The sequence below is a fragment of the Caldithrix abyssi DSM 13497 genome (assembly GCF_001886815.1).
GTDB classification, from domain to species: domain Bacteria; phylum Calditrichota; class Calditrichia; order Calditrichales; family Calditrichaceae; genus Caldithrix; species Caldithrix abyssi.
In genome coordinates, this window is sequence record NZ_CP018099.1 from 3,831,841 (window position 1) to 3,852,495 (window position 20,655).

General features: G+C 42.9%; 13 protein-coding genes. 10 read left to right on the plus strand and 3 right to left on the minus strand.

Annotation, left to right across the window (positions count from 1 at the left end; translation table 11 throughout):
• Positions 1-7: 7 nt before the first annotated feature.
• Entirely contained in the window at positions 8-2,458 is a 2,451-nt protein-coding gene (locus Cabys_RS15030) for a TonB-dependent receptor (RefSeq protein WP_006926974.1), read from the minus strand.
• A 459-nt stretch (positions 2,459-2,917) separates the two neighbouring features.
• Here Cabys_RS15030 and Cabys_RS15035 point away from each other — a divergent pair, with 459 nt between their 5' ends.
• Positions 2,918-3,985 carry an IS110 family RNA-guided transposase gene (locus Cabys_RS15035; RefSeq protein WP_006927373.1) on the plus strand — a complete coding sequence of 356 codons (1,068 nt, stop codon included), beginning with the start codon at positions 2,918-2,920 and terminating at the stop codon, positions 3,983-3,985.
• A 1,759-nt stretch (positions 3,986-5,744) separates the two neighbouring features.
• Entirely contained in the window at positions 5,745-8,003 is a 2,259-nt protein-coding gene (locus tag Cabys_RS15040) for a T9SS type A sorting domain-containing protein (RefSeq protein WP_006926976.1), read from the plus strand.
• 280 nt (positions 8,004-8,283) lie between these two features.
• Here Cabys_RS15040 and Cabys_RS15045 read toward each other — a convergent pair whose 3' ends face one another.
• On the minus strand, positions 8,284-9,945 hold the full coding sequence (locus tag Cabys_RS15045; protein ID WP_006927120.1) for an IS1634 family transposase: 1,662 nt from the start codon (positions 9,943-9,945) through the stop codon (positions 8,284-8,286).
• A gap of 936 nt (positions 9,946-10,881) precedes the next feature.
• On the opposite strand from Cabys_RS15045, the gene Cabys_RS15050 reads away from it, so the two are divergent.
• From Cabys_RS15050 to Cabys_RS15085, 8 genes are all read left to right on the plus strand, one after another.
• Positions 10,882-11,940, plus strand: coding sequence for a 4Fe-4S dicluster domain-containing protein (locus Cabys_RS15050; protein WP_006926979.1), 1,059 nt, complete (start codon positions 10,882-10,884; stop codon positions 11,938-11,940).
• A gap of 15 nt (positions 11,941-11,955) precedes the next feature.
• Complete coding sequence (locus Cabys_RS15055; RefSeq protein WP_006926980.1) at positions 11,956-12,795, plus strand: FAD/NAD(P)-binding protein; 840 nt, start codon at positions 11,956-11,958, stop codon at positions 12,793-12,795.
• Positions 12,792-13,568 carry an NADH-quinone oxidoreductase subunit B family protein gene (locus Cabys_RS15060; protein ID WP_006926981.1) on the plus strand — a complete coding sequence of 259 codons (777 nt, stop codon included), beginning with the start codon at positions 12,792-12,794 and terminating at the stop codon, positions 13,566-13,568. Before Cabys_RS15055 ends, Cabys_RS15060 begins: the two co-directional genes overlap by 4 nt.
• Entirely contained in the window at positions 13,565-14,869 is a 1,305-nt protein-coding gene (locus Cabys_RS15065) for a Ni/Fe hydrogenase subunit alpha (RefSeq protein ID WP_006926982.1), read from the plus strand. The genes Cabys_RS15060 and Cabys_RS15065 overlap by 4 nt, the downstream gene beginning before the upstream one ends.
• Positions 14,870-15,337, plus strand: a complete 468-nt coding sequence (locus tag Cabys_RS15070) for a hydrogenase maturation protease (RefSeq protein WP_081474985.1) — start codon at positions 14,870-14,872, stop codon at positions 15,335-15,337.
• Positions 15,312-15,698: a response regulator transcription factor gene (locus Cabys_RS15075; protein ID WP_006926984.1), complete on the plus strand. Its 387-nt coding sequence runs from the start codon at positions 15,312-15,314 to the stop codon at positions 15,696-15,698. Before Cabys_RS15070 ends, Cabys_RS15075 begins: the two co-directional genes overlap by 26 nt.
• Positions 15,699-15,993: 295 nt before the next feature.
• Positions 15,994-17,346, plus strand: coding sequence for a sensor histidine kinase (locus tag Cabys_RS15080; protein ID WP_006926985.1), 1,353 nt, complete (start codon positions 15,994-15,996; stop codon positions 17,344-17,346).
• 17 nt (positions 17,347-17,363) lie between these two features.
• Entirely contained in the window at positions 17,364-17,828 is a 465-nt protein-coding gene (locus Cabys_RS15085) for an ACT domain-containing protein (protein ID WP_006926986.1), read from the plus strand.
• A gap of 19 nt (positions 17,829-17,847) precedes the next feature.
• Here Cabys_RS15085 and Cabys_RS15090 read toward each other — a convergent pair whose 3' ends face one another.
• On the minus strand, positions 17,848-20,628 hold the full coding sequence (locus Cabys_RS15090; RefSeq protein WP_006926987.1) for a hybrid sensor histidine kinase/response regulator: 2,781 nt from the start codon (positions 20,626-20,628) through the stop codon (positions 17,848-17,850).
• Positions 20,629-20,655: the final 27 nt, after the last annotated feature.

Sequence of the window (20,655 nt, forward strand, 5' to 3'; positions counted from 1 at the left end):
AAGGTTTTTAAAACATATCGCCTTCGCCGCCCATGTCATCCATGCCATTGCCATTGGCGCGTTTTCGTTCCTTTTTGTAATTATTAAAAATGTAAGAAACCGTAAGCGACAGCATGGGCGAAGGGAAATCTACATAACGATAGTAGTAAAAACCGCTTCCCTGTGAGGTGTATTCGTGACGCATGGTGTTGAACATATCTCTTAATTGTAAAGTAAGCGAGAGTTTGCGATCAAGCAGCTGTTGTTTAATAGCCACATTGCCGCTCACAAAACCTTCGCTTCGTCCCTGTGAGGTAACGGTAGGGCTTCGATAGCGCAAGCTCAATTGGAAGCGTGTATTTTTACCGAGACGGAAATCGTTATTCAACCTCAGGCTCCAGTTAAAGCTCTCGCGCGAAAAGTCCTGGTTCAACAACCGTCCTTCTACTTTATACTGGTACACAGAAGCCATGTAGTTGATATTCCACCATTTGAAAAAATCCCGATTGATCAGTAGCTCGCCGCCCAGGGCGTAATCTTTGCCAACATTTTCAAAGGTGTGCAAGATGACATTTTCTTTGTAAGGATACACCGAACGCACGCGCTCCACCTTGTTGTTGGTAACGCGATAAAACGCCTCCAGCGAAACCAGAGTCTGCTTAAAAAATAACTGATGCCCTAATTCATAGGAATCGATGTATTCCGGCTTGAGGCCCGCATTTCCTCTAAAGATATTGTAGGCGTCCACCCAGGTGTAAAACGGTTCAAGCCAATAACCGCGCGCGCGATTGATTCGCCTGGTGTAACTGGCCATAATTTGCCGCCCCTGTGCGATTTCGTAAGAAAAATGAGCCGTCGGGAAAAGATCCAATCGATCGATTTTAGCCTCGGCCGAGTCCCTCAACCCGATGGTGCGGAAGGTGTATTCGCCCCGCAAGCCGATCTGGTAGCCCAGTTTTTGCCATCTGGAAGAAAAGGTGGTGTACAACGAATGAATGTTGCGTACATATTCGGCGTGATGATTGAATTCCGGCTGCAATACATAAATCTGCTGGTTCAAATCATACTGAAAAATTTTATTGTCTTCGTTCGACTGGCGCACGCGGCTCTGGTAGCCGGCCTCCCATTTAGTCGTTTCTGAAAAGGGATGGGTGTAATCCGCCTTAATCCGCCAGCCTTCAGCCGGGCCATTTTCCTCGGATTTCAGGCGTTCCGTTAACTGGCCGCCAGGCAGGAACAATTCGTTGATCGACTCCTCATCGCCGGTGCGATAATCATAGATAATTTGCGCCGTGAACTCCCGGCCTCTTTGCGGCCATTTGTGTTGATAGTCAACATTGAATGAATAATAATCTCCGGTACGTTGCCAGGTGTCTTCGCTCAGATAGGAATCAACCGTATTCACGTCCAACGACGTCCATTCTCTGTAATTGAGGCTGAAAGTGCGCTCCATGCTGCGATTGCCAATACGTCCGCCAATGCTCAGCACATCCCAGTGGCCCAGATGGATATCCAGCGATGCCCGCATACCGTAAGGCACCATTTGCCATTTCGTGTCGCCGTTGGACTCATTGTAAACGGTGAGGCCGCCGCTTTCGGTGTTGCGGATGAGCCTCTGATCGCCAGGAAAATTGCGCCGGTTGTAGTCCATGGCCACATTGAAGACGTACCGTTTATTACGGTAGCTTACCAGAAAATCGCCGCCGTATCGCCCAAAGGTGCCGGCGCTGGCATTGATCATCCCACTGACGCCTTTTAATTTATTTTTCTTAAGCACGATATTGATGATGCCCGAAACGCCGTCTGGATCATATTTGGCCGACGGATTGGTAATGATCTCGATATTTTGAATGGAGCTGGCCGGAATTTGTTGCAACACCTCGCTGGGCTCTAAAATGGTCGGACGGCTGTCGATCAAAACCTGAAATTTTCCGCTGCCTCTTAACGAAACATTGCCGTCGATGTCCACATCAACCGAGGGGACGTTTTCCAGCACGTCAACGGCCGTACCGGACTGCGCCGTGGCCTGCTCGCTGACATTAATCACTTTTTTGTCGATTTGATAGGTAATGGGCACGCGATCGGCTTCTACTTCCACCGCGTCGCTTAACATGGTAACGGGCTCTAAAAAGATCTCGCCGAGCACCACTTCTCTATTGCGGGGCGTGATTTTTACATCATTAATGCGGATTTTGTCGTAACCGATAAAATCCACGTCAAGATAATACCGTCCTCCCGGTACGTTTTCCAGTTTAAAATAACCGTCTTTATCCGTAATCGTACCCGTAACCTGGGTACTGTCTTTTTTATGGTACAATATGATATTGGCATATTCAATGGGCACTTTCGCCTCATCATCGAAAACAAGCCCATAAATCACCCCCTGAACATCGGCTTTGTTCAAATGGCCGGGCCTCTGGGCAAAAGCAAAACCGGTCAATAACAGCATTAAGAAGAGTAAAGTAAATTTATGGTTCACAACAATCCTTTCATTTTGATTTTCTACTACGGCGCAAAAATACCATTGGAATTTGTAGAAATTTTGTAGTTGTATGAAATTTTAGTTTTGAATACTTTCTTCGTAAAAGCTATCCTGCCAGGGGGGATGTGAAAATTCTTGCGCCGCCGGGGTGGTTGAATGGTTAATTAGTTGAATAGGTGTTATGTTTAAAAGTCAGCATTACCTGAGGTGTGCAGATGTCGAGTTTTCCTTTTCTGGCTTTTAAAGAAGATATTTACTTTTTTGAACTTGTCAAGGGGCAGAAAAAAGCCGCTTAATCAAGGTAGCCCTTGACAAGTTCAAAAAAGTAAAAGTTAATTAATTAAAGCCAGAAAAGGAAAAAAAGCTGTAACGGTGGTCGTTTCAAAAAAAGGCATCCTTTCTTATTTTAAGTTGAAATTTTTTTTAACGTTAAATTAACCAAGAAAGGATGCCAAAATGAAGCAATCACAACAAAGTAATAAGTTAAGGTTTGACGGACAAGTTTTTTTTATTGGGATTGATGTCCATAAAAAAAGTTGGACAATCACAATTAGGTTAAACGGCATGCAGTTGAAAACCTTTACCATGGAGCCAAACGCCAAACAACTCCAAAAGTTTTTGAAAAAAAATTATCAGGGAGGACATTATTTCTCCGTTTATGAAGCCGGATTTAGTGGATATTGGCTTCACCACCAACTGACGGAATTAGGCATCAAAAACATAGTGGTCAGTCCTGGCGATGTACCTATTAGCAATAAAGAAAAAAGTTACAAAGATGATGCTATTGATTCGCGTAAGCTTGCAAGGGAATTAGAAAACAACTCACTCAAAGCAATTTTTGTGCCTACTCCTAAACAAAGCGCCACGCGCCAAATATCAAGACTGTACGCACTACAGAGTAATGAGAATAAGAAAATTAGACTCCGGATAAAATCATTTTTAAATTACCTGGGAGTTGAGATTCCTTTTGAAGTTGGGAGTCGATGGTCTAATCGATTAATTAATTGGTTAGAAAAACTGGAATTAAAGAATGAAGGAGATCGTTATTACTTGGATCAGTTAATCAAAAACATGAAAGCCAAAAGAAAAGAGCTTTTAGCTACTTTAAAGTTAATCAGAAAAAACTATGCTGACCATCAAGTGATTAAACGATTACGTACTATTCCAGGTATTGGATTAATAACGGCCTTTACCTATTATGCGGAAATAATGGATATTCGTCGTTTTGATAATGAGAATAAGTTAGCTTCCTATGTGGGCTTAATTCCATCTCTTAAATCGTCAGGTAATAGAACTCGAGTTCGAGGGCTTAATCATCGTCAGAATAAACTTTTAAAATTCAGAATTATTGAATCAGCCTGGGTAGCTATAAAAAATGATCCGGCTTTAACCTCAAGTTACGTGAGCTATATTAAAAGAATGCCAAAGCAGAAAGCGATCATCAAAATAGCCAGAAAACTATTAAACAGAATGCGTAGTGTCTGGATTAATCAAAAAGAATATCAAATAGGGAGAATGATATAGAAAAGTTTTAAAAAAAACCGATCTCGTTTCGCGCAGACCGCTTTGTTCAACCTGCAGTTGCAGAAAGTGTAAATTGCTTTTTATAGACTGCGGCTGCGCATTTATCACCAATAACAAACACCTTGTGGCTTTACATAACATGATAAAGACCACTAATAACAGTTTGATCGGATATTTTATTATTAAAGATAGGCTTCTGCAAAATTAACCTGTGTCTCTCATTCTAAGGAGCGAAGCGACGAAGAATCCATCGTTTCTATTTAACTTATGAGATTCTTCGCTTCGCTCAGAATGACAAATAAAGTAATTTTGCAGAAGTCTAATTAAAGAAAATTTGGAGTAAATTTTTTATGATGAAGAAAATAAGAAGGGATGCCTCTGTCCAAAATTGAAAAAAAATCGATTTTTATTTGACTTTTAACATAACGGTTGATTGGTTGAATGGTCGCCGACTGTCTTTCCGTTTCTCGCATTTGCACGAAACTGGCCAGCGCAGAAATTATTTACACCGTTAGGAATAACTCCCAACGCTCAATTCCCCCTTTCCCAGATTTTTATCCTGGGAGATCGAGTGGGTGAATGCAATTGAAACTATTTATAATTTTTGACATTCTTTGCGCCCTTTGTGATTTCTCTGTGCGCTGTGTGCTGTGTGCTGTGCGCTGCGCGCTCTGTGGTTGCTTAAATTCCTGCGGGAATGTTTTTGTTTGCGGCTATGCTGTAATAGAGTTAAAAATTATCACGCGGAGCGGGAGGCTGTGCCCGAATTATCACGCGGAGCGGGAGGCTGTGCCCGAATTATCACGCGGAGCGGGAGGCTGTGCCCGAATTAGAACGCTGGTTTGCTTAATTTTTGTCTTAAATATTAAATAATTTTCTGCGATGATTGGCGTAATCTGCAAGAAAATTACTTTGCGCGCGTTGCGGTTTTGCTACCCTTGAAGTTTGGAGGTTGTTTTTGAACCTTGATTAAAAGGATTACAGGATTGCTTTGATTTTATGCACTCGATGTGACTTTATTCTCCAAATTTAATGAAAAAGTTAAAAAGCAAAAAAAGCAAATCCTGGTAATCCAAAAATCAAGTAAATCCTGGTTCAAAAATTAAATTAGTCACAGGCCGCTCATTTCGAATTCCCATCTGGCGGGATGCGAAAACTTTTGTGCTGTTTTAAAAACTCATCCCCCCGCCCCTTTTCTTTAAAAAAGAGAAGGGGAGCAATTGTGCCGATTTGCTTAACTTTTCTCTCAAAATAATTTGATTAATCTTTTCCTGCGATTATTGGCGTAATGTGCAAGAAAATTACTCTGCGCGCGTTGCGGTTGATTTTGGTGACGGCTGCGCGGCTGGAGTGGTTGAATGGTGGAGAGAGTGTAAAGTTTAAGGAGCTTAGTTCTGCTTTTACAAATGCAAATTTATGGGTAAAAGGACAGCCGAGAAATCTTTTAAACTTTTTTATGAGTGGGTACCTGCTTACAGCGTATATTTAAAATTAAAAGGACCACAAATATGGTCTAATGTTTTTACTCTTCATACCGATATACGTTTGTAAACTTTGAAATGGATTTTTAAATTAGAGCGATTGTGAAATGGCTCACTACCACGGCGTTCTTTTTCCCGCATTAAAGGGCGTCATTCATTTTAATTAAGGAAGGCCAAGTGTGAGTATCAAAAAACAATAAATACCGGAAGTCTTTAAAAATTATAAAAATGGTTCTTATTAATTAGTTTACGTCTTTACAATCATGGAGGAATTACAAATGAAACGTCTTTTAAAATCCCTACTTTTAATTGTACTTTTTTACGGAACCGCGCTTCCGCAGAATCAAATTGCTGCGGTGGATAGCAACATTACGCTTCTGGGCTACTTACCCATCGGTTACTGCAAGGTAAGCGTTCCTTTTGGCGCGCATTATCTCGCCATAACAAGCGGCCGCGGGATACGTATTTTAGATATAGCGGACGCCTCACATCCCGTAATGGTATCCGAGGTTAATAGCGGAGGTAACGTTTCGGATATTTTTGTCTCCGGTGATTATCTTTATTTTACCACCGAAGGAAGCGGATTTTATATAGACGAAAATTTTACCGCCGGATTAACCATCGTTAATATTTCAGACCCTCACCATCCTGTTGTTGAATCATTTTACCAGAGCAATGAGCGGTATTTTGCCGTTACCGGAATCGATCATTATGTCTATGTTTCCGCCTCTTCTAAAGTTCAAATATTTGATGTTTCTGATCCGCGAAAACCGACCGCTCTTTCTTCATACGCTATCAACAATACGCCTAAAGATTTAATTTGCTATGAACAAAAACTGTTTGTATCGGCACAGAACGCCGGGGTTTTAATTTACGATCTTACAGATCCTTCTCAGCCTTCGCTTTTAGGTTCCATTCCGGTATGGGCCTCCTCCGTAACGGTACATGACAACCTGGCCGCAGTAAGCGGCAATACGTATTCCGTACCTATTTATTCCATTAACGATCCTGCCAATCCGCAAAAGCTGGGCGAAATCAATTCAGAGAATAATAACGACAGCTTTTACGCCGCGGTTTTTAGCGGCTCGCTCCTCTACATTACAGGCAGCAACTATGACCAGAGCACAAGATTTATGCTTAAAACCTATGACCTTACCAATCCCTCCGCGCCTGTTTTTAAAAACGGGTATTTTGATACCAGTGGTTTATCTAACAGTAACGCGGGGAGGTTCATATCTATTGAGGGTCAATATGCCCTTGTCGCCACAAACGACGGGCTGCGTATTTTGCAATTGAATGATCCGGCGCCGCCGGAAATGGTCAGCTTTTACGCAACCAACATTACTCCAGGTCATTTGCAAGTGATAGGGAATTATGCGTACTTTACCTATCAGATTGGCAATTTTTCCATGAATGGCTTTTCGATTGTTGATGTGAGCGATCCTTCCTGTTTGCGTGAGACGGGATATATGTATTTAAAACCATACGCTCAAGATCGACCGGCTATTGCCGTAAACGGAAATCGTGCTTATGTCATTGTTCCGGCGATTTCACCTGACTCGGCGCGCGGCCTGCATGTCATCGATATTTCTGACGTTGGAAATCCAGTGAAAATACAATTTATTCCGCTCTCAGTCATGCTTAAAGATATTATTGCTTCATCCGGCGACTATTTGTATTTCCAGACGACCAACATGGAAACGATTTATGTCTACAATATTTCCGATCCGGATAATCCCTATTTATCAGGAACCTATGAGATTAATATTTGGGATTATGGTTATGCACAGGACTATTTTCTTGATGGCAATTTTCTTTATGTGGGTACAACCAAAGGTTTGCTAATTCTTGATCGAAGCGCCCCGGCCAACTTACAATACAGGAATTTTTATACCCTGCCCGATGGCTATTACGGGGTAAATGGTGTTTACGTAAGCGAACAAACGGCCTACCTGGCCACTCAAAACGGATTATTGGCCGTTGACATTTCAGACGTTGCAAATCCCGCTTTATTAGCCGGCAATTCGGGATTTTTAATGGATGTAACTCTAATTGGCAACGACATTTATGTGGCCAACCCAGGGCAGGGCATTTTTCTTTATCAGCTTTCCGGATCAAACTTTGTTCAGGAAGGGTATTATGATAATAAAAATTATAACCTTTATAAGCTGTTTGCACACAATGATTTAATCTATGCAACCTATGAAGGGCTGATGATTTTCCAAAAAGGACCTTCAACGGCGATTCAAACGGAACAGCAGCTAACCTCGGCTAATACCTTTCAATTGCTATCCAACTACCCGAATCCTTTTAATCCGCTTACGCACATTCGCTTTCGATTACAAAAAGCCGCTCATGTGCGTCTTTCCATTTACAACACCGCCGGTCAAAAAGTCGGGCAGTTATTAGATGCGCATAAACTACCGGGCGAATACGAGTTACTATGGAATGCGGAACATTTAAGCTCAGGCTTGTACCTGATAAAGATGCAGGCCGGTAATCAAACGCAAACTCGTAAAGCGCTATTGATTAAATAAAGTTTTTTTCTTCTTTACATCAAAGCCGTTTTGGAAAATATTTCAAAACGGCTTTTTTATTTAACCATCAAGAACATTAAAATTGTATCACGCGCAAAATAGGCAAAAAAACTCGGCGGCAATCTGCCAGGAATAGACGCTTCTGTCGTTCCAATCAATTCGTGAAAATAAAATTTGCACAGGCAAAAACCTTTTTTAGAACTTGAGTTTGACAGTTGTATGGAACATAATTCCTTTATTATTATTAAGTTAGTTTAATTTCATTTTCGTTAAGTTGTCACTACAAAGATAAAAGCGTTGGCTTGCTGCTGCCTATCTCCTGAAATATTTCCAATTGTTCGCCATGCACTCTGGATAATCCTTTACGACGTCTCCCTTCATTTTCCCATTCTACAACCACGACTCGACGCAGGCTCTCCATAGCACGCTGCCAACTTAATTTTATGCCACTCAAACGCTTCTCAAACAATACCGCCATCTGGAATGCAAGAAAACATACCATCACATGAGCCCTGATACGCTTCTCTGTCCAATGAAAATTGGGACGTAAATTCAAACTATGCTTTAATTCGTAAAAACCATGCTCCACATATTTTAAATCTTTATAGCGCGCTATGAGTTCTGATTTACTCAGGTCATGAGCATTGCTTATCACTATAAACCAACCGTCGCTCTTTTCTTCTTCTGATAATACCTCATCTTGCTTATGAATCTCTATCGTATCTTCTGTTAATTCAACATTAAAGAAACGACTTAAACGTTTTCTTGATAATACACTCTTTATTTGATGATATTTATCTTCTGTGTTTATTTCCTTTTTCTTAATCTCTTCTGACAGCTCTAAAAATTCATTAATACGATTGATGCGATTTTTATAGCGCTTTAATGCCGTGGCGGCATTGTAACTGGCCACATAACGAAGTTTTATCTTTTCCTTTTTACCATCTTTTGACTTGATTTCACGCTCCGTTAGGCGCTCATAGATCGTCTCACCAGTCGCCTCTTTATGCGCATTGGCTTCTTTTATAACCGATTTGGCATCCTTGCTCTGACGAACACTCTCTCCAAGAATAAACTCATAACCTTGTTGGATTAAATGCCAGAGATTGTCATTGCTTAATAAACCTTTGTCTGCCACCAGCTGGATATCTTTTACCTTAAATCGCCTGCGAATATCATTGAGCATCTCTTGCAAGGTAGAGCGATCAGCCTTATTGCCAGGGAAGACGTAATGGGCTATAGGAATACCATCTCCGGTCATCACCACGCCAATTACGATCTGTTCTCTATCTCCGCGGTGGTCACGACTATAACCAAACTGACGAATATCGCCTTCTACCAATGAGTTTTCGGCTTCAAAGTAGCTTGATGTTAAATCATAAAAACAAACCTTTAGATCCTGATTAAACAGATCTAGTAAACGATTAGCAAGTTGGGTTTCAATCTTTTCCTTATGAGCTATTAGAAAATCCATCGCTCTTAAAAGATACTCATAACGAATGTCGTCTTTGTTGATACCCGGAATATAAACGGTTTCTAACCAGGTGAGTAGTTTTAGTTTGGAAGAAGGATCATCCAGGCGGTTAAATATCAGACTTTTTAAATGAGCTTCAAGATCAAACTTTATTCCGCTTTTTTCCTTTTGCCTGGCAATAATCTGGCTCATTTTAAGCTCTTTCCATAAATGGACAAGCGCCCAGATTTGACCGAAGGCCTTGACATTATCAATATTGCTATCTAAGTCCTGTAAAGTTAACCCCTTAGCCCTTAAAAGTCCGTTGATAAGCGTGTCTACGTCTTTTTTGATGAATTTGTCGGTAGGGCCTAAATGCAGCAAGATTCGATGGCGTACTTTTCCATTTGAGTCTCTGTAGGACTCAGCGATTTGTAAAGTCTCATGGACTTTGTTATTTCTTTTGGATCGACTTACCTTAACAAACATAGAATGAATATAATAATAAAACGATTTGATAGCTAATAAAAAAAGCACGCCTGCATAGACTACATAGAAATTGAAACAGAGAAACTTAATTATATGTTTTTTTTGATTTGGCTTTGAAAAATTTGGCGTTAACTGTCAAACTGGGGTTAGAATACGTCCTTCAAAAGATCATTCTCGCCAGGGCGGAAGCGAAAATTTTTGCGCCGCCGGGGTGGCTGATTAGTTGAATGGTTGAATGGTTAATTAGTTGAATGGTTGAATGGTTGATTGTTCGCCGGTGTTGCACTGCTCTTCCCGCTTTTGCTAAAAATAGCCAGCGCAGAAATCACTTACACCATTGGAAATAACTCCTAACGCTCAATTTCCCCTCACCCTGACTTTTATTCTGGGAGAGGGGATGATGAGGGTAATTGAAACTATTTTTAATTTTTAACATTCTTTGCGACCTTTGTGATTTCTCTGTGATCTCTGTGCTTGCTTAAATTCCTGTAGGAATGTTTTTATGCTGCACTTCAATTAAAAATTATCACGCGGAGCGGGAGGCTGTGCCCGAATAGTATAGTGCCGGTTTGCTTGGCTTTCGTCTTAAATGTTTAATCTTTTCCTGCGATGATTGGCGTAATCTGCAAGAAAATGACTCTGCGCGCGTTGCGGGTGATTTTGGTTGCGGCTTTTGCTGCCCTGGTAAGTACTTCCAGCACTCATCAACGTGTTCGCTTTTCTGGCGTTTTAGTAAAGCCAAATCGTCCTTTCCAATATCTGAGAATATTGTGAATTTTATTTCAAGAATTGGGAAAGAAAATTTATTTAATATCTGTCCAAAATAGACGAGAAAAAGTATAAGTAATTGTTTTTTTATAGCACACAAAAAGTTTGGGAAATTTGGCACAATATTTGTGTTATAATTTACAGGGACTAAAACTATGAGGAAGGACTATGAACGTTCAGAAACTTGCGTCTTTAAATCGATACTTTTTCGATCAGGAAACGATGAATCGTTTCATTGCCTTTTTAATGCAAAAGGCTAAAGTAATTGCTCCGCACAAAAAAGGTGAAAAATCTTTTGCCTTTCAGGAAGTAAAAGACCCTGAGCAGGTTGTGCTTTCCTATTCACGCACCATGCACCCTTTAAAAAAATATTTTCTTCCGCCGATTGAAACGTTGCTGGAATTCGATCTCAAAGAAAATGAAATAAAAAAACCCGAAATTCCAATCGAAGACCGCTTTTTCTTCGGGGTGCATTCTTACGACATGAAAGCCATCCTGCTACTGGATCACAGCTTTAAAACGGGACATCCCGAGGCTAACTATTTGCAACGCCGTGAAAGATCCTTTTTCATTGGCGTTTCGTACCAACCGGATGAACACCATTTCGCTGAAGACCTGGGGATCGATCCTTATGACGTTTCCGGTTTTTCTATTTTCTTAGATCCCGTTGAAAAGGGATACATGGTTTTTGAAGTGGATGAAATTGGCAAACGTTTATTAAATGAGTTCGACGCGGGACTTCCCTTAACCACGCCGTTAGAATATGAAGAAAAAGAACACCGCGCGCGGCTCAAAATGCATCACAACCGCCTGCCGCAAATCTTTGAACACGTCTATCATTCAAAAGTATGGAACGAAGTCGCCAAACGCTGCGTGGGCTGCGGGACATGCAATTTACTGTGCGCCACCTGCTACTGCTTTGATGTGGTAGATGAAGTAGAGCTGGATATGACCAGCGGTAAGCGTTATCGTTACTGGGATGGCTGCATGCTCAATCCATTTGCGGAGGTAGCAGGAGGAGAGAATTTCCGTCCCACGCTGGATTCGCGCACACGGCACCGCCTGTACCGAAAATTTAAATATCAAACCGACCAGACCGGCGAGCTGCATTGCGTGGGTTGCGGACGCTGTTCAAAATTCTGCCCTGCAGGCATCAGCATGATCGAAGTTATTAACCAGCTAATTGACGATTACAATAAACAACAGCAGGCTGTTAGTTTAGTTTAAAAAAAGGGATAGCCTATGGATACTTTAACGGTTGAAAAGAAAGAATTGTACATACCGGTAATGGCCACGATCGATAAAGTGGAAACATTAACCGCCACAGAAAAGCGATTTCATATTTTACTGCCAAACGGCGAAGAGTTAAATCATAAACCCGGTCAGTTCGTACAGGTTTCTATTTTTGGTTTTGGAGAAGCGCCCATCTCAATCAGTTCTTCTCCTACGCGCAAACCGGGGTTCGAGCTGACGGTGCGCCGCACCGGACGCTTAACGGAAAAAATGCACGCCCTGCAACCGGGTTCGCAGATTGGAATTCGCGGGCCGTTTGGTAATGGATTTGATATTGAAAAATTCAAAGACAAAGATGTGCTGTTTGTTGCCGGCGGCATTGGACTGGCGCCTTTAAAATCTTTGATCGAATACACGCTGGATGAGCGGGATCAATTCAACAGAGTAATCATTCTTTACGGCACCAGGAATCCTTCCGAAATCTTATATCCGGAGGAGATCGCGGAATGGCAGGCAAGAGAGGATGTGGAGTTTTACATGACGGTCGATCGCGCCGATGAGACATGGAAAGGCAATGTGGGCGTGATTACTACCTTGATTCCTCCTTTAAAACTGGACGTGCAAAACACCATTGCCGCCATTGTGGGGCCTCCTGTGATGTACAAATTCGTGGTGATGGCGTTAAAGGCCAAACGTCTGCCCGACGCCAACATGTATCTTTCGCTGGAAAGACGCATGAAATGCGGCGTGGGCAAATGCGGCCACTGCCAGATCAACCATAGCTATGTTTGTCAGGATGGTCCTGTTTATCATTACCCGGTTATTAAAGAGCTGGAGGAGGCGATATGAGCCAGAACAAAACAAACGAAAAACCAAAGGTAGCCTTTTTCGATTTTACCAGTTGCGAAGGTTGCCAGTTAAATAAATTGAATTTCGAAAACGAACTGCTGGATTTTCTGGAATACGTGGATATTGTCGAATTTCGCGAGGCCATGGACGATAAAGCGGAAGAGTACGACATTGCCTTTGTAGAAGGCAGCATTTCCACGCCGACCTGTATTGAACGCATTTACGATATTCGTCGGCGCAGTAAAATTTTAGTGGCGCTCGGCCAGTGCGCCGTTACCGGCGGCATCAATGCCATGCGCAACGATCAGCCGTTAGAACAGGTTCAGGAAGAAGTTTACGGCGAGCACAAGTATCTTTTTCCTTCCATCCCCGCTCTGCCGGTCAGCGCTATTGTTAAGGTGGACTACGAAGTACGCGGCTGCCCAATGAGTCCGCCGGAATATCTGCATGTCTTCAAATCGCTGGTGCTGGGCCGTAAGCCGGAAATCAAAGATTACGCGGTATGTGTGGAATGTAAATTAAAAGAAAACGAATGCGTTCTGGAAAAGGGCATGTTTTGCCTTGGCCCCATCACGCGCGCCGGCTGCGACGCCATCTGCCCTACCAACGGTCAGTACTGCACGGGCTGCCGCGGATTGGTTTCCAATGTGAATAAGGACGGAGCCATCGAAATGTTAAAGCAACACGGCTTTTCGCTGGAGGAAGCGCTGAAGCGCATGAAAATGTTCAATACCAATGAGTTAGAAAAAGAAATTTGCTGGGGGAAGGAATGAGCAGAGATTTAAGTATAAATGTTCATCACGTCACGCGTGTTGAAGGACACGGCAATATTGTTGTTGACGTCAAAAACGGCGTGCTGAAAAAGGCGGAACTGGATATCGTTGAACCGCCGCGTTTCTTTGAGGCCATGCTGAAAGGGCGGAACTTCCACGAAGTGGCCATCATCACTTCGCGTATTTGCGGAATCTGCTCGCTTGGCCATCAGATGACTTCATTAAAAGCCACGGAAGCGGCGCTGGGACTGGAAATTTCGGAACAAACGGAAATCTTAAGAAAAATATTGGTGCACGGCGCAACGTTTCAGAGCAATGTTCTGCACGCTCTGTTTTTAGCCGCGCCCGACTTTTTAAACGTGGGATCGGTATTCCCGCTGGTAAACACGCATAAGGAGGTTGTTCTGGCCGCTTTACGCTTAAAACGCCTGGCTAATGACATGGGCGAGGTGATCAGCGGACGCGCCGTTCACCCCATTAGCATTGTTCCCGGCGGTTTTACCAAATTACCGACCGAGCAACAACTTAAAGAATTACGCGAAAGGTTAACCGGCGAGGGAATGAAAGACGCCCTTTTTGCCATTGACGTACTGGCTTCGCTGGCCGATCAAATCCCGCAATTTGAAAGAGAAACCGAATACATCAGCCTGTACAACGATCAGGAATATGGCCTGTACGACGGGGTAATTTGCTCCTCGGATGCGGGACTCTTTCCGGTGGAAGATTACGAACGTATTACCAATGAATTTGTGGTTCCTCATTCTACCAGCAAACATACGCGTTTTAGCCGCAGTTCTTATATGGTTGGCGCGCTGGCCCGCTTTAACAACAGCCATAAATTGCTCAAACCCAAGGCGCAGGAAGTCGCTCAAAAATTAGGTTTAAAAGCGCCCTGCCATAATCCGTACATGATTACGGTGGCGCAAATGGTTGAGGTCATTCATTGTATCGAAGATTCCATCGACTTAATAGACGTCTTGCTGGAACGAGGCATTAAAGACGAAAAACCGAATCAGGAACCAAAGCGTTACGGCCGTGGAATTGCAGCCACCGAAGTTCCGCGCGGCATCCTTTTCCACGATTACACTTACAACCGTAAAGGCCAGATCGTAAAAGCCAACTGCATTATTCCCACCGGACAAAATCTGGCCAATATCGACGATGATATGAAAAAACTGGTGCCCGAAATTCTGAATGAGCCTAAAGAAGCCATCACCAAAAAACTGGAAATGCTGGTGCGCGCTTACGATCCGTGCATTTCTTGCTCGGTACACATGTTAGATGTAACGTTTGAAGAATAAATGATGAAAATAATTGGTTTAGGAAATCGGTTGCGGGGTGACGACGGCATCGGACCTGTGGTCCTTGATAGTTTGAAAAAAAAAGACATACCTATCCCCCTTCAATTTATCGAAGCCGGGTCCGATGCCTTTACCCTGCTTGAACATTTAAACGCTTCCGAGCCAATGATCATTGTTGACTGCGCAGATATGGGGTTTGAACCGGGAACGGTTAAAGTATTTGATGTTAACGAACACTTTGCCATGCAACATGATTTCATTTCTTTGCATGGATTTAGCTTTGCCGAAGTGCTGAGCCTGGCTCAGGCCATGGGGCCCATTGCCCCCTGTAAGATTATAGGAGTTCAACCCGCTACAATCGAATTTGGGCAACCCATTTCCCGGGCGGTGAACAAGGCGTTGCCTGAAATTTTAAACTTGATAATTGAGGAGGCACAAGCGTATGCCGAAGAAAATCTTAATCATTGACGATGATATCGATCTGGTCGAAGCCATGCGTTTAACTCTTGAAAACGCCGGCTTTGAGGTCATTGACGCTCAGGACGGGGAAAAAGGTCTCGAAAAAGCGCTTAAAGAAAAACCCGATCTCATCATCCTGGATGTCATGATGGGCACTCAGGACGAAGGATTTCATGTGGCTTATCAGATGCGACAAAATGAAGACCTGCAGTCCATCCCAATCATCATGCTGACCGCAGTGGGACAGGAAACCGGTTTTAAATTTGACAAAGAAAAGGACGAGGACTTTTTACCGGTCGAGGAATTCATTGAAAAACCGGTTGATCCGCAAAAACTTGTGGAACGCATAAAAGTAAACTTAGGTATGTAAACATCCCCCCAAAAACCATAAATAGATCATTGCGAGGGTGTCTCAAAAGCGACATCAAATGTATATATATCCAAAATATAGAAAAAAGATTACAATACCCCTCACCCCCCTTCCCCCTCTCCCGATTTTCGGGAGAGGGGGAATTAAAGGGGGTGAGGGAAAGAAAAACTTTATAAAAATACATTTTCTTTGACTTTTGGGACAGCCCCGCAATTTTCTTAATTTTTTCTAAAGACCTTCTTTTTTTGTGAAAAATTTTATATATTAGCATGTAATCATTAAGTGGAGATGCAATTTGCTTTTAAAGAACATCATTAAAGCAAAGGGGGAGCTCTTTCCTTTTTTAGACATCAATATTTTGCAAGACAGGCTCGGCTGGTCCATTAAATTACGGTGGCTGGCCATTGCCGGCTATTTTATGGCCACGCTGGTCGCAAAATATTTGATGGAGTTTAAAATACCCTATCATCTCATCTGGCTTACTTTATGCATTTTATTAATCATCAACATCTTCTATTTTCTGGTGCAAAAGTTCCTTAAAAACATCTCTTTTTTTACAGAGCTGTTCATTTTAAGCGTTCATATTTTCGTCGATCTGGTTTTCCTTTCATTACTATTGCACTTTTCCGGTGGGGTGGAAAACCCGATCTATTTATTTTACCTGTTTCATGTGGTATTGAGCAGCATTGTATTTCCCCGGAACTATCCTTACCTGTTTTCAACGCTGGTCGTTATCCTCTTTGCCCTGCTCCTGTTTGCGGAATACAGCGGGATATTGCCCCATTACTCAATTTTTGGCGCGCATCTACATCTCAATCTTTCTGCCATTGGGCTTACGTTATTTGTTTTTGCCATTACCGTTTATGTTACCACTTATATTTGTCTTGGTTTTATGAAAATATTTCGAGAGAGCAAGCAGGTCATCGATAAGCAGAACCTGGAACTGCAGAAAGCGAACCAGCAAAGGATGCAATTTTTCCGCTATGCCTCTCATGAGCTCAAATCGCCAATTGTGGCCATTAAAACCACCATCGACTCGGTTCTGGCCAATTTTGGCAAAGAGATCAATCCGGCCGGGGTTGACCTTTTACAACGAGCTTCCAATCGCGCAGAACAGATGTTGTCTATTATCAAAGACCTGCTGGAGCTCTCCAAAGCGCAGCAGAGAACGCTTAATAAAACCACAGAAGTAATAAATGTAAATCGCGTGCTCGATGAAGTCATTGCTCAAGAAGGCGTGTTAGCTGCCGAAAAGAGAATTAATCTGATTCTGGATGTAAATTTTGATTCTTTGACCGTTCACATGCACAAAGACGACCTGGAAAAGATTTTAAGGAATCTGGTCAATAACGCCATCCGCTATACTTCGGAAGAAGGCAGCGTAACGGTAAAAGCGATTAAAGATAAGAATCAATTGATTTTTCAGATCAGCGATACGGGCATTGGTATTGAGGAAAAAGATATCGATCACATTTTTAATGAATTCTACCGGGCCGAAAATGCCAAAAATATGGTTGGCATGGGCACCGGTCTGGGACTGAGTTTGGTCAAACAAATTGTCGAAAGTTACGGCGGTAAAATCGAAGTAAAATCAAAACTTAACGAAGGTTCTACCTTTACAGTTTATTTACCTTTAAGGACTCATTAAACAACGAGGGATGAAAAATGATAAAGATCGGGGGGCTTGTCGATCAGACAAACTTGACCATGTACGCCATTACTTCTTTAAAAGATCGGCCTGGCGCGGCGGCAGAGGTATTGAATCTTTTTGCCAGAGAACATATCAATCTTGAATATATAACTGAAGGATGTTGTCAGCAGAATTACGCTTCGCTTGTCTTTTGCGTTAATTCCGAATTTTCACAAAAAGTGGATACAATTATTAGAGAAAATATTGAGGAGCACGCCAATCATATTCGCAAACGGGAATATGTGTGTATTTTGGGCATCTATGGTCCGCACTTCAGAGAAAAGCCGGCCATAGCCGCTCATTTCTGTTCGGTGTTAGGCCGCGCAGGAATCAATATTCTGGGGCTGTCCAGCAGTATTTCAACCATTTCGGCCATCATCGATATCCGGGAGCGCGAAAAAGCCTTAAACGCCCTGATGCAGGTATTTAAGCTGCCCTGAAAAACCTGTGCCGGGCGCCTTATTCTTTGTTATCTAAAATGGCTCTTACTTTTTTGGCCATCTGCTGAATGGTGTAGGGCTTGTGTAAAAATCGATACCCGCGGCTCAACAGGCCGGTTTTCATCAACTGGCTGTCGGTATAACCGGAGGTCAGCAAAATTTTGATATTCGGGTTCAGTTCTTTAATCTCTTCGGCTAATTGATCGCCGCCCATGACCGGCATCACCATATCGGAAAACACCATATCCAGTTCATTAACCAGATTATTCTGTTTAATGATTTCCAGCGCTCTGGCCCCGTTTTCTGCCGCGTAAACTTTGTAGCCCAGGTTCTTTAAAAAGGTGCAGGCCAGCTCGCGCACATCCGGGTCATCTTCTACCACCATTATGGATTCCTGCGCTTTGGTGGAAATTTCGCTGGTCTCGTCCCGTTCGGATTTATCCTGCTCTTCCTCGCTCACCGGCCAGTAGATATGAAACGTGGTGCCCTGCCCCGGCGCGCTTTCCAGATAAATACTTCCGCCGTTTTGCTTGATAATGCCGTAAACCGTTGAAAGCCCCAGGCCGGTGCCCTTGCCCTCGCTTTTGGTCGTAAAAAACGGCTCAAATATTTTGTCCTGTATTTCCTCCGGAATTCCGATGCCGTTGTCCGAAATGCTGATGCGTACATACTCGCCTTCTCTACTGCCGGCATGACGCGAAACAAAATCTTCGTCCAGTACCACTTTTTCGGTCTGTACTTTTATCATTTTACGGACGCCCGGATCGCTCAAATGGTTCAGGGCGTCTCTGGAATTGATAATCAAATTAACCAGCATCTGTTCGATTTGCCCGGGATCTGCCTTAATCGGAGGCACATCCTCCGCCAGTTGAGTTACCAGCTCGATGTCTTCATTGATCAATTGACGCAGCATCTTTTTAAGGTCATCAATGATCTGGTTCAGATTGACCACGCGCGGTTCGATTAATTGTTTGCGGCTAAAAGCCAGCAGCTGGCGGATCAAATTTTCGGCGCGGCGCCCGGAACGCAAAATATTTTGAATAAAGGCCTGCATCTCATGGTCATCCGGCAGACCGCGACGAATCATTTCTGCATAGCCGTTAATAGCTGTCAGAATGTTGTTGAAATCGTGGGCAATGCTGCCGGTTAACAAACCGATGGATTCCATCTTTTGCGCCTGGAACAGTTGCTGTTCGAGCTGCTTCTTTTCGGTTACATCGCGCATGATGCCTTCGTAGGCCACAATTTTGCCAGCTTCGTTTTTTACGGCGCCGGCGGTAACCAGCACTAAAATTTTCTGACCGTCTCTGTTCTTTAACGTCAATTCGTAATCTTTAACAAAACCTTTCTTTTCTATCGCTTTCATAAACTTAACGTGGTCCTCAGGATTTAGATACAGATCGCCTGCTTTAACTTTTAAAACGTCGTTTAAAGATTTAAAACCGAACAATTTGACGCCGGCCGGATTCATATCCAGAATTCGGCCGGAAGGGGTGGCCACAAAGATCACGTCGGCCGAACGTTCGAACAGCATTTTTATTCTGCTTTCGGAGCGGCGCAAATGTTCTTTGTACCGCTTGCGCTCCAGGGCGTTTAAAAAGATCAAACCGGCGGTCAGCAGGGTATGCTCGGTAAAAGAAGGCCAGTCTTCCCGCTTACGTAAAAAGTCCAGCCCGATAAAACCGACGATGGATTCATTTAAGATTAACGGCACGATGAATAACGATCGAATGTCCTCCACCTTCCAGATAGATTTAATGGTGCTGGCTTCCACAGGTAATTGATCCACATCGCTTATGGCCAGATGGCTGGAACGACGCAACGCTTTTACAAACCATTTAAAATCTTCTTTATCGATCTGTTCATGGCGGGCGATTTTTTCCTTTACGCCTTCCTTTCGATATTCGTGTGATTTTTTTAGCGAGGTGCCTTTTTGCGCAAAAAAGTAAAGATACGATCGATCGGCTTCAAAATATTCGCAAAGCGTTTTTAAACCGTTGTTCACCATAGAATCGATTTCATCAATCGTGGCCTGGATGAATTGCGTGGCCAGAGTGGTCAGCGATTGTTCCAGCTGGAAAATATTGTTAAGATCGATGATCTTTTCTTGCAAACTCTGGTTTTTATTGAAAAGTTGTTCTTTTTCTTCCTTTAATTGCTCAAACTCCACCTTTAAATCGTGCAAGCGCAAAGATTCGTCGGACAGGGTTTTGATCTCTTCGCGCTGTTGTTTTAAATAAGAGAGCAAATTGGTATCGAGAATTTTGAAAACAATGCCAAACAAATTGGCAAATAAAATAAAAATGATGTGCACCGACTGCAGCATGGTCGCGTTCTGCGGCCAGATAATGGGAAAGAGCGAATAAAGGGTGGATAAAATCAAACCGCCGGCCAGCGCCCACCAGAATCCAGGCAGCAGAAAAAAATAGCCCACCAGCAAAATGGAAACAAAACCAAAGTTAAAAACTTCGCTGTTTAAGCCGGGTTGCGAATGGAAAAGCACAAGGAACACCGTTCCCACACTCAAGTAAAATAAAAATAAAAAAGTATCAGCGTGCCTGATAAGCGCTTTATAACTTAAGGCCAGAATGGACACCAGCCACATCCCAACCGGTAACCAGAATTCCCACTCGCCAAGCAACCATAACCAGCCTTTTTGATTGAAAAACAAAAAGTGGTTAAAGGCCAGGTAAACCACCAGTAAAAAACTTACGCCGATCCATCGTTTTTGCGTATCCTGTAAAAGAGGAAAAAAAGAATTGGTTTGCAAGGCAATCGAGTCTTTTTTGTTTTTTTTCATGTGCTAAGACACCTTTTGTACGTTCCA

Excerpts from the sequence above, each read along its gene's own strand:
- Cabys_RS15035 (WP_006927373.1), top strand. The coding sequence starts at position 2,918 with ATGAAGCAATCACAACAAAGTAATAAGTTAAGGTTTGACGGACAAGTT.
- Cabys_RS15085 (WP_006926986.1), top strand. The coding sequence starts at position 17,364 with ATGATAAAGATCGGGGGGCTTGTCGATCAGACAAACTTGACCATGTAC.
- Cabys_RS15065 (WP_006926982.1), top strand. The coding sequence starts at position 13,565 with ATGAGCAGAGATTTAAGTATAAATGTTCATCACGTCACGCGTGTTGAA.
- Cabys_RS15090 (WP_006926987.1), bottom strand. The coding sequence starts at position 20,628 with ATGAAAAAAAACAAAAAAGACTCGATTGCCTTGCAAACCAATTCTTTT.
- Cabys_RS15045 (WP_006927120.1), bottom strand. The coding sequence starts at position 9,945 with ATGTTTGTTAAGGTAAGTCGATCCAAAAGAAATAACAAAGTCCATGAG.
- Cabys_RS15055 (WP_006926980.1), top strand. The coding sequence starts at position 11,956 with ATGGATACTTTAACGGTTGAAAAGAAAGAATTGTACATACCGGTAATG.
- Cabys_RS15040 (WP_006926976.1), top strand. The coding sequence starts at position 5,745 with ATGAAACGTCTTTTAAAATCCCTACTTTTAATTGTACTTTTTTACGGA.
- Cabys_RS15060 (WP_006926981.1), top strand. The coding sequence starts at position 12,792 with ATGAGCCAGAACAAAACAAACGAAAAACCAAAGGTAGCCTTTTTCGAT.
- Cabys_RS15050 (WP_006926979.1), top strand. The coding sequence starts at position 10,882 with ATGAACGTTCAGAAACTTGCGTCTTTAAATCGATACTTTTTCGATCAG.
- Cabys_RS15070 (WP_081474985.1), top strand. The coding sequence starts at position 14,870 with ATGATGAAAATAATTGGTTTAGGAAATCGGTTGCGGGGTGACGACGGC.
- Cabys_RS15075 (WP_006926984.1), top strand. The coding sequence starts at position 15,312 with ATGCCGAAGAAAATCTTAATCATTGACGATGATATCGATCTGGTCGAA.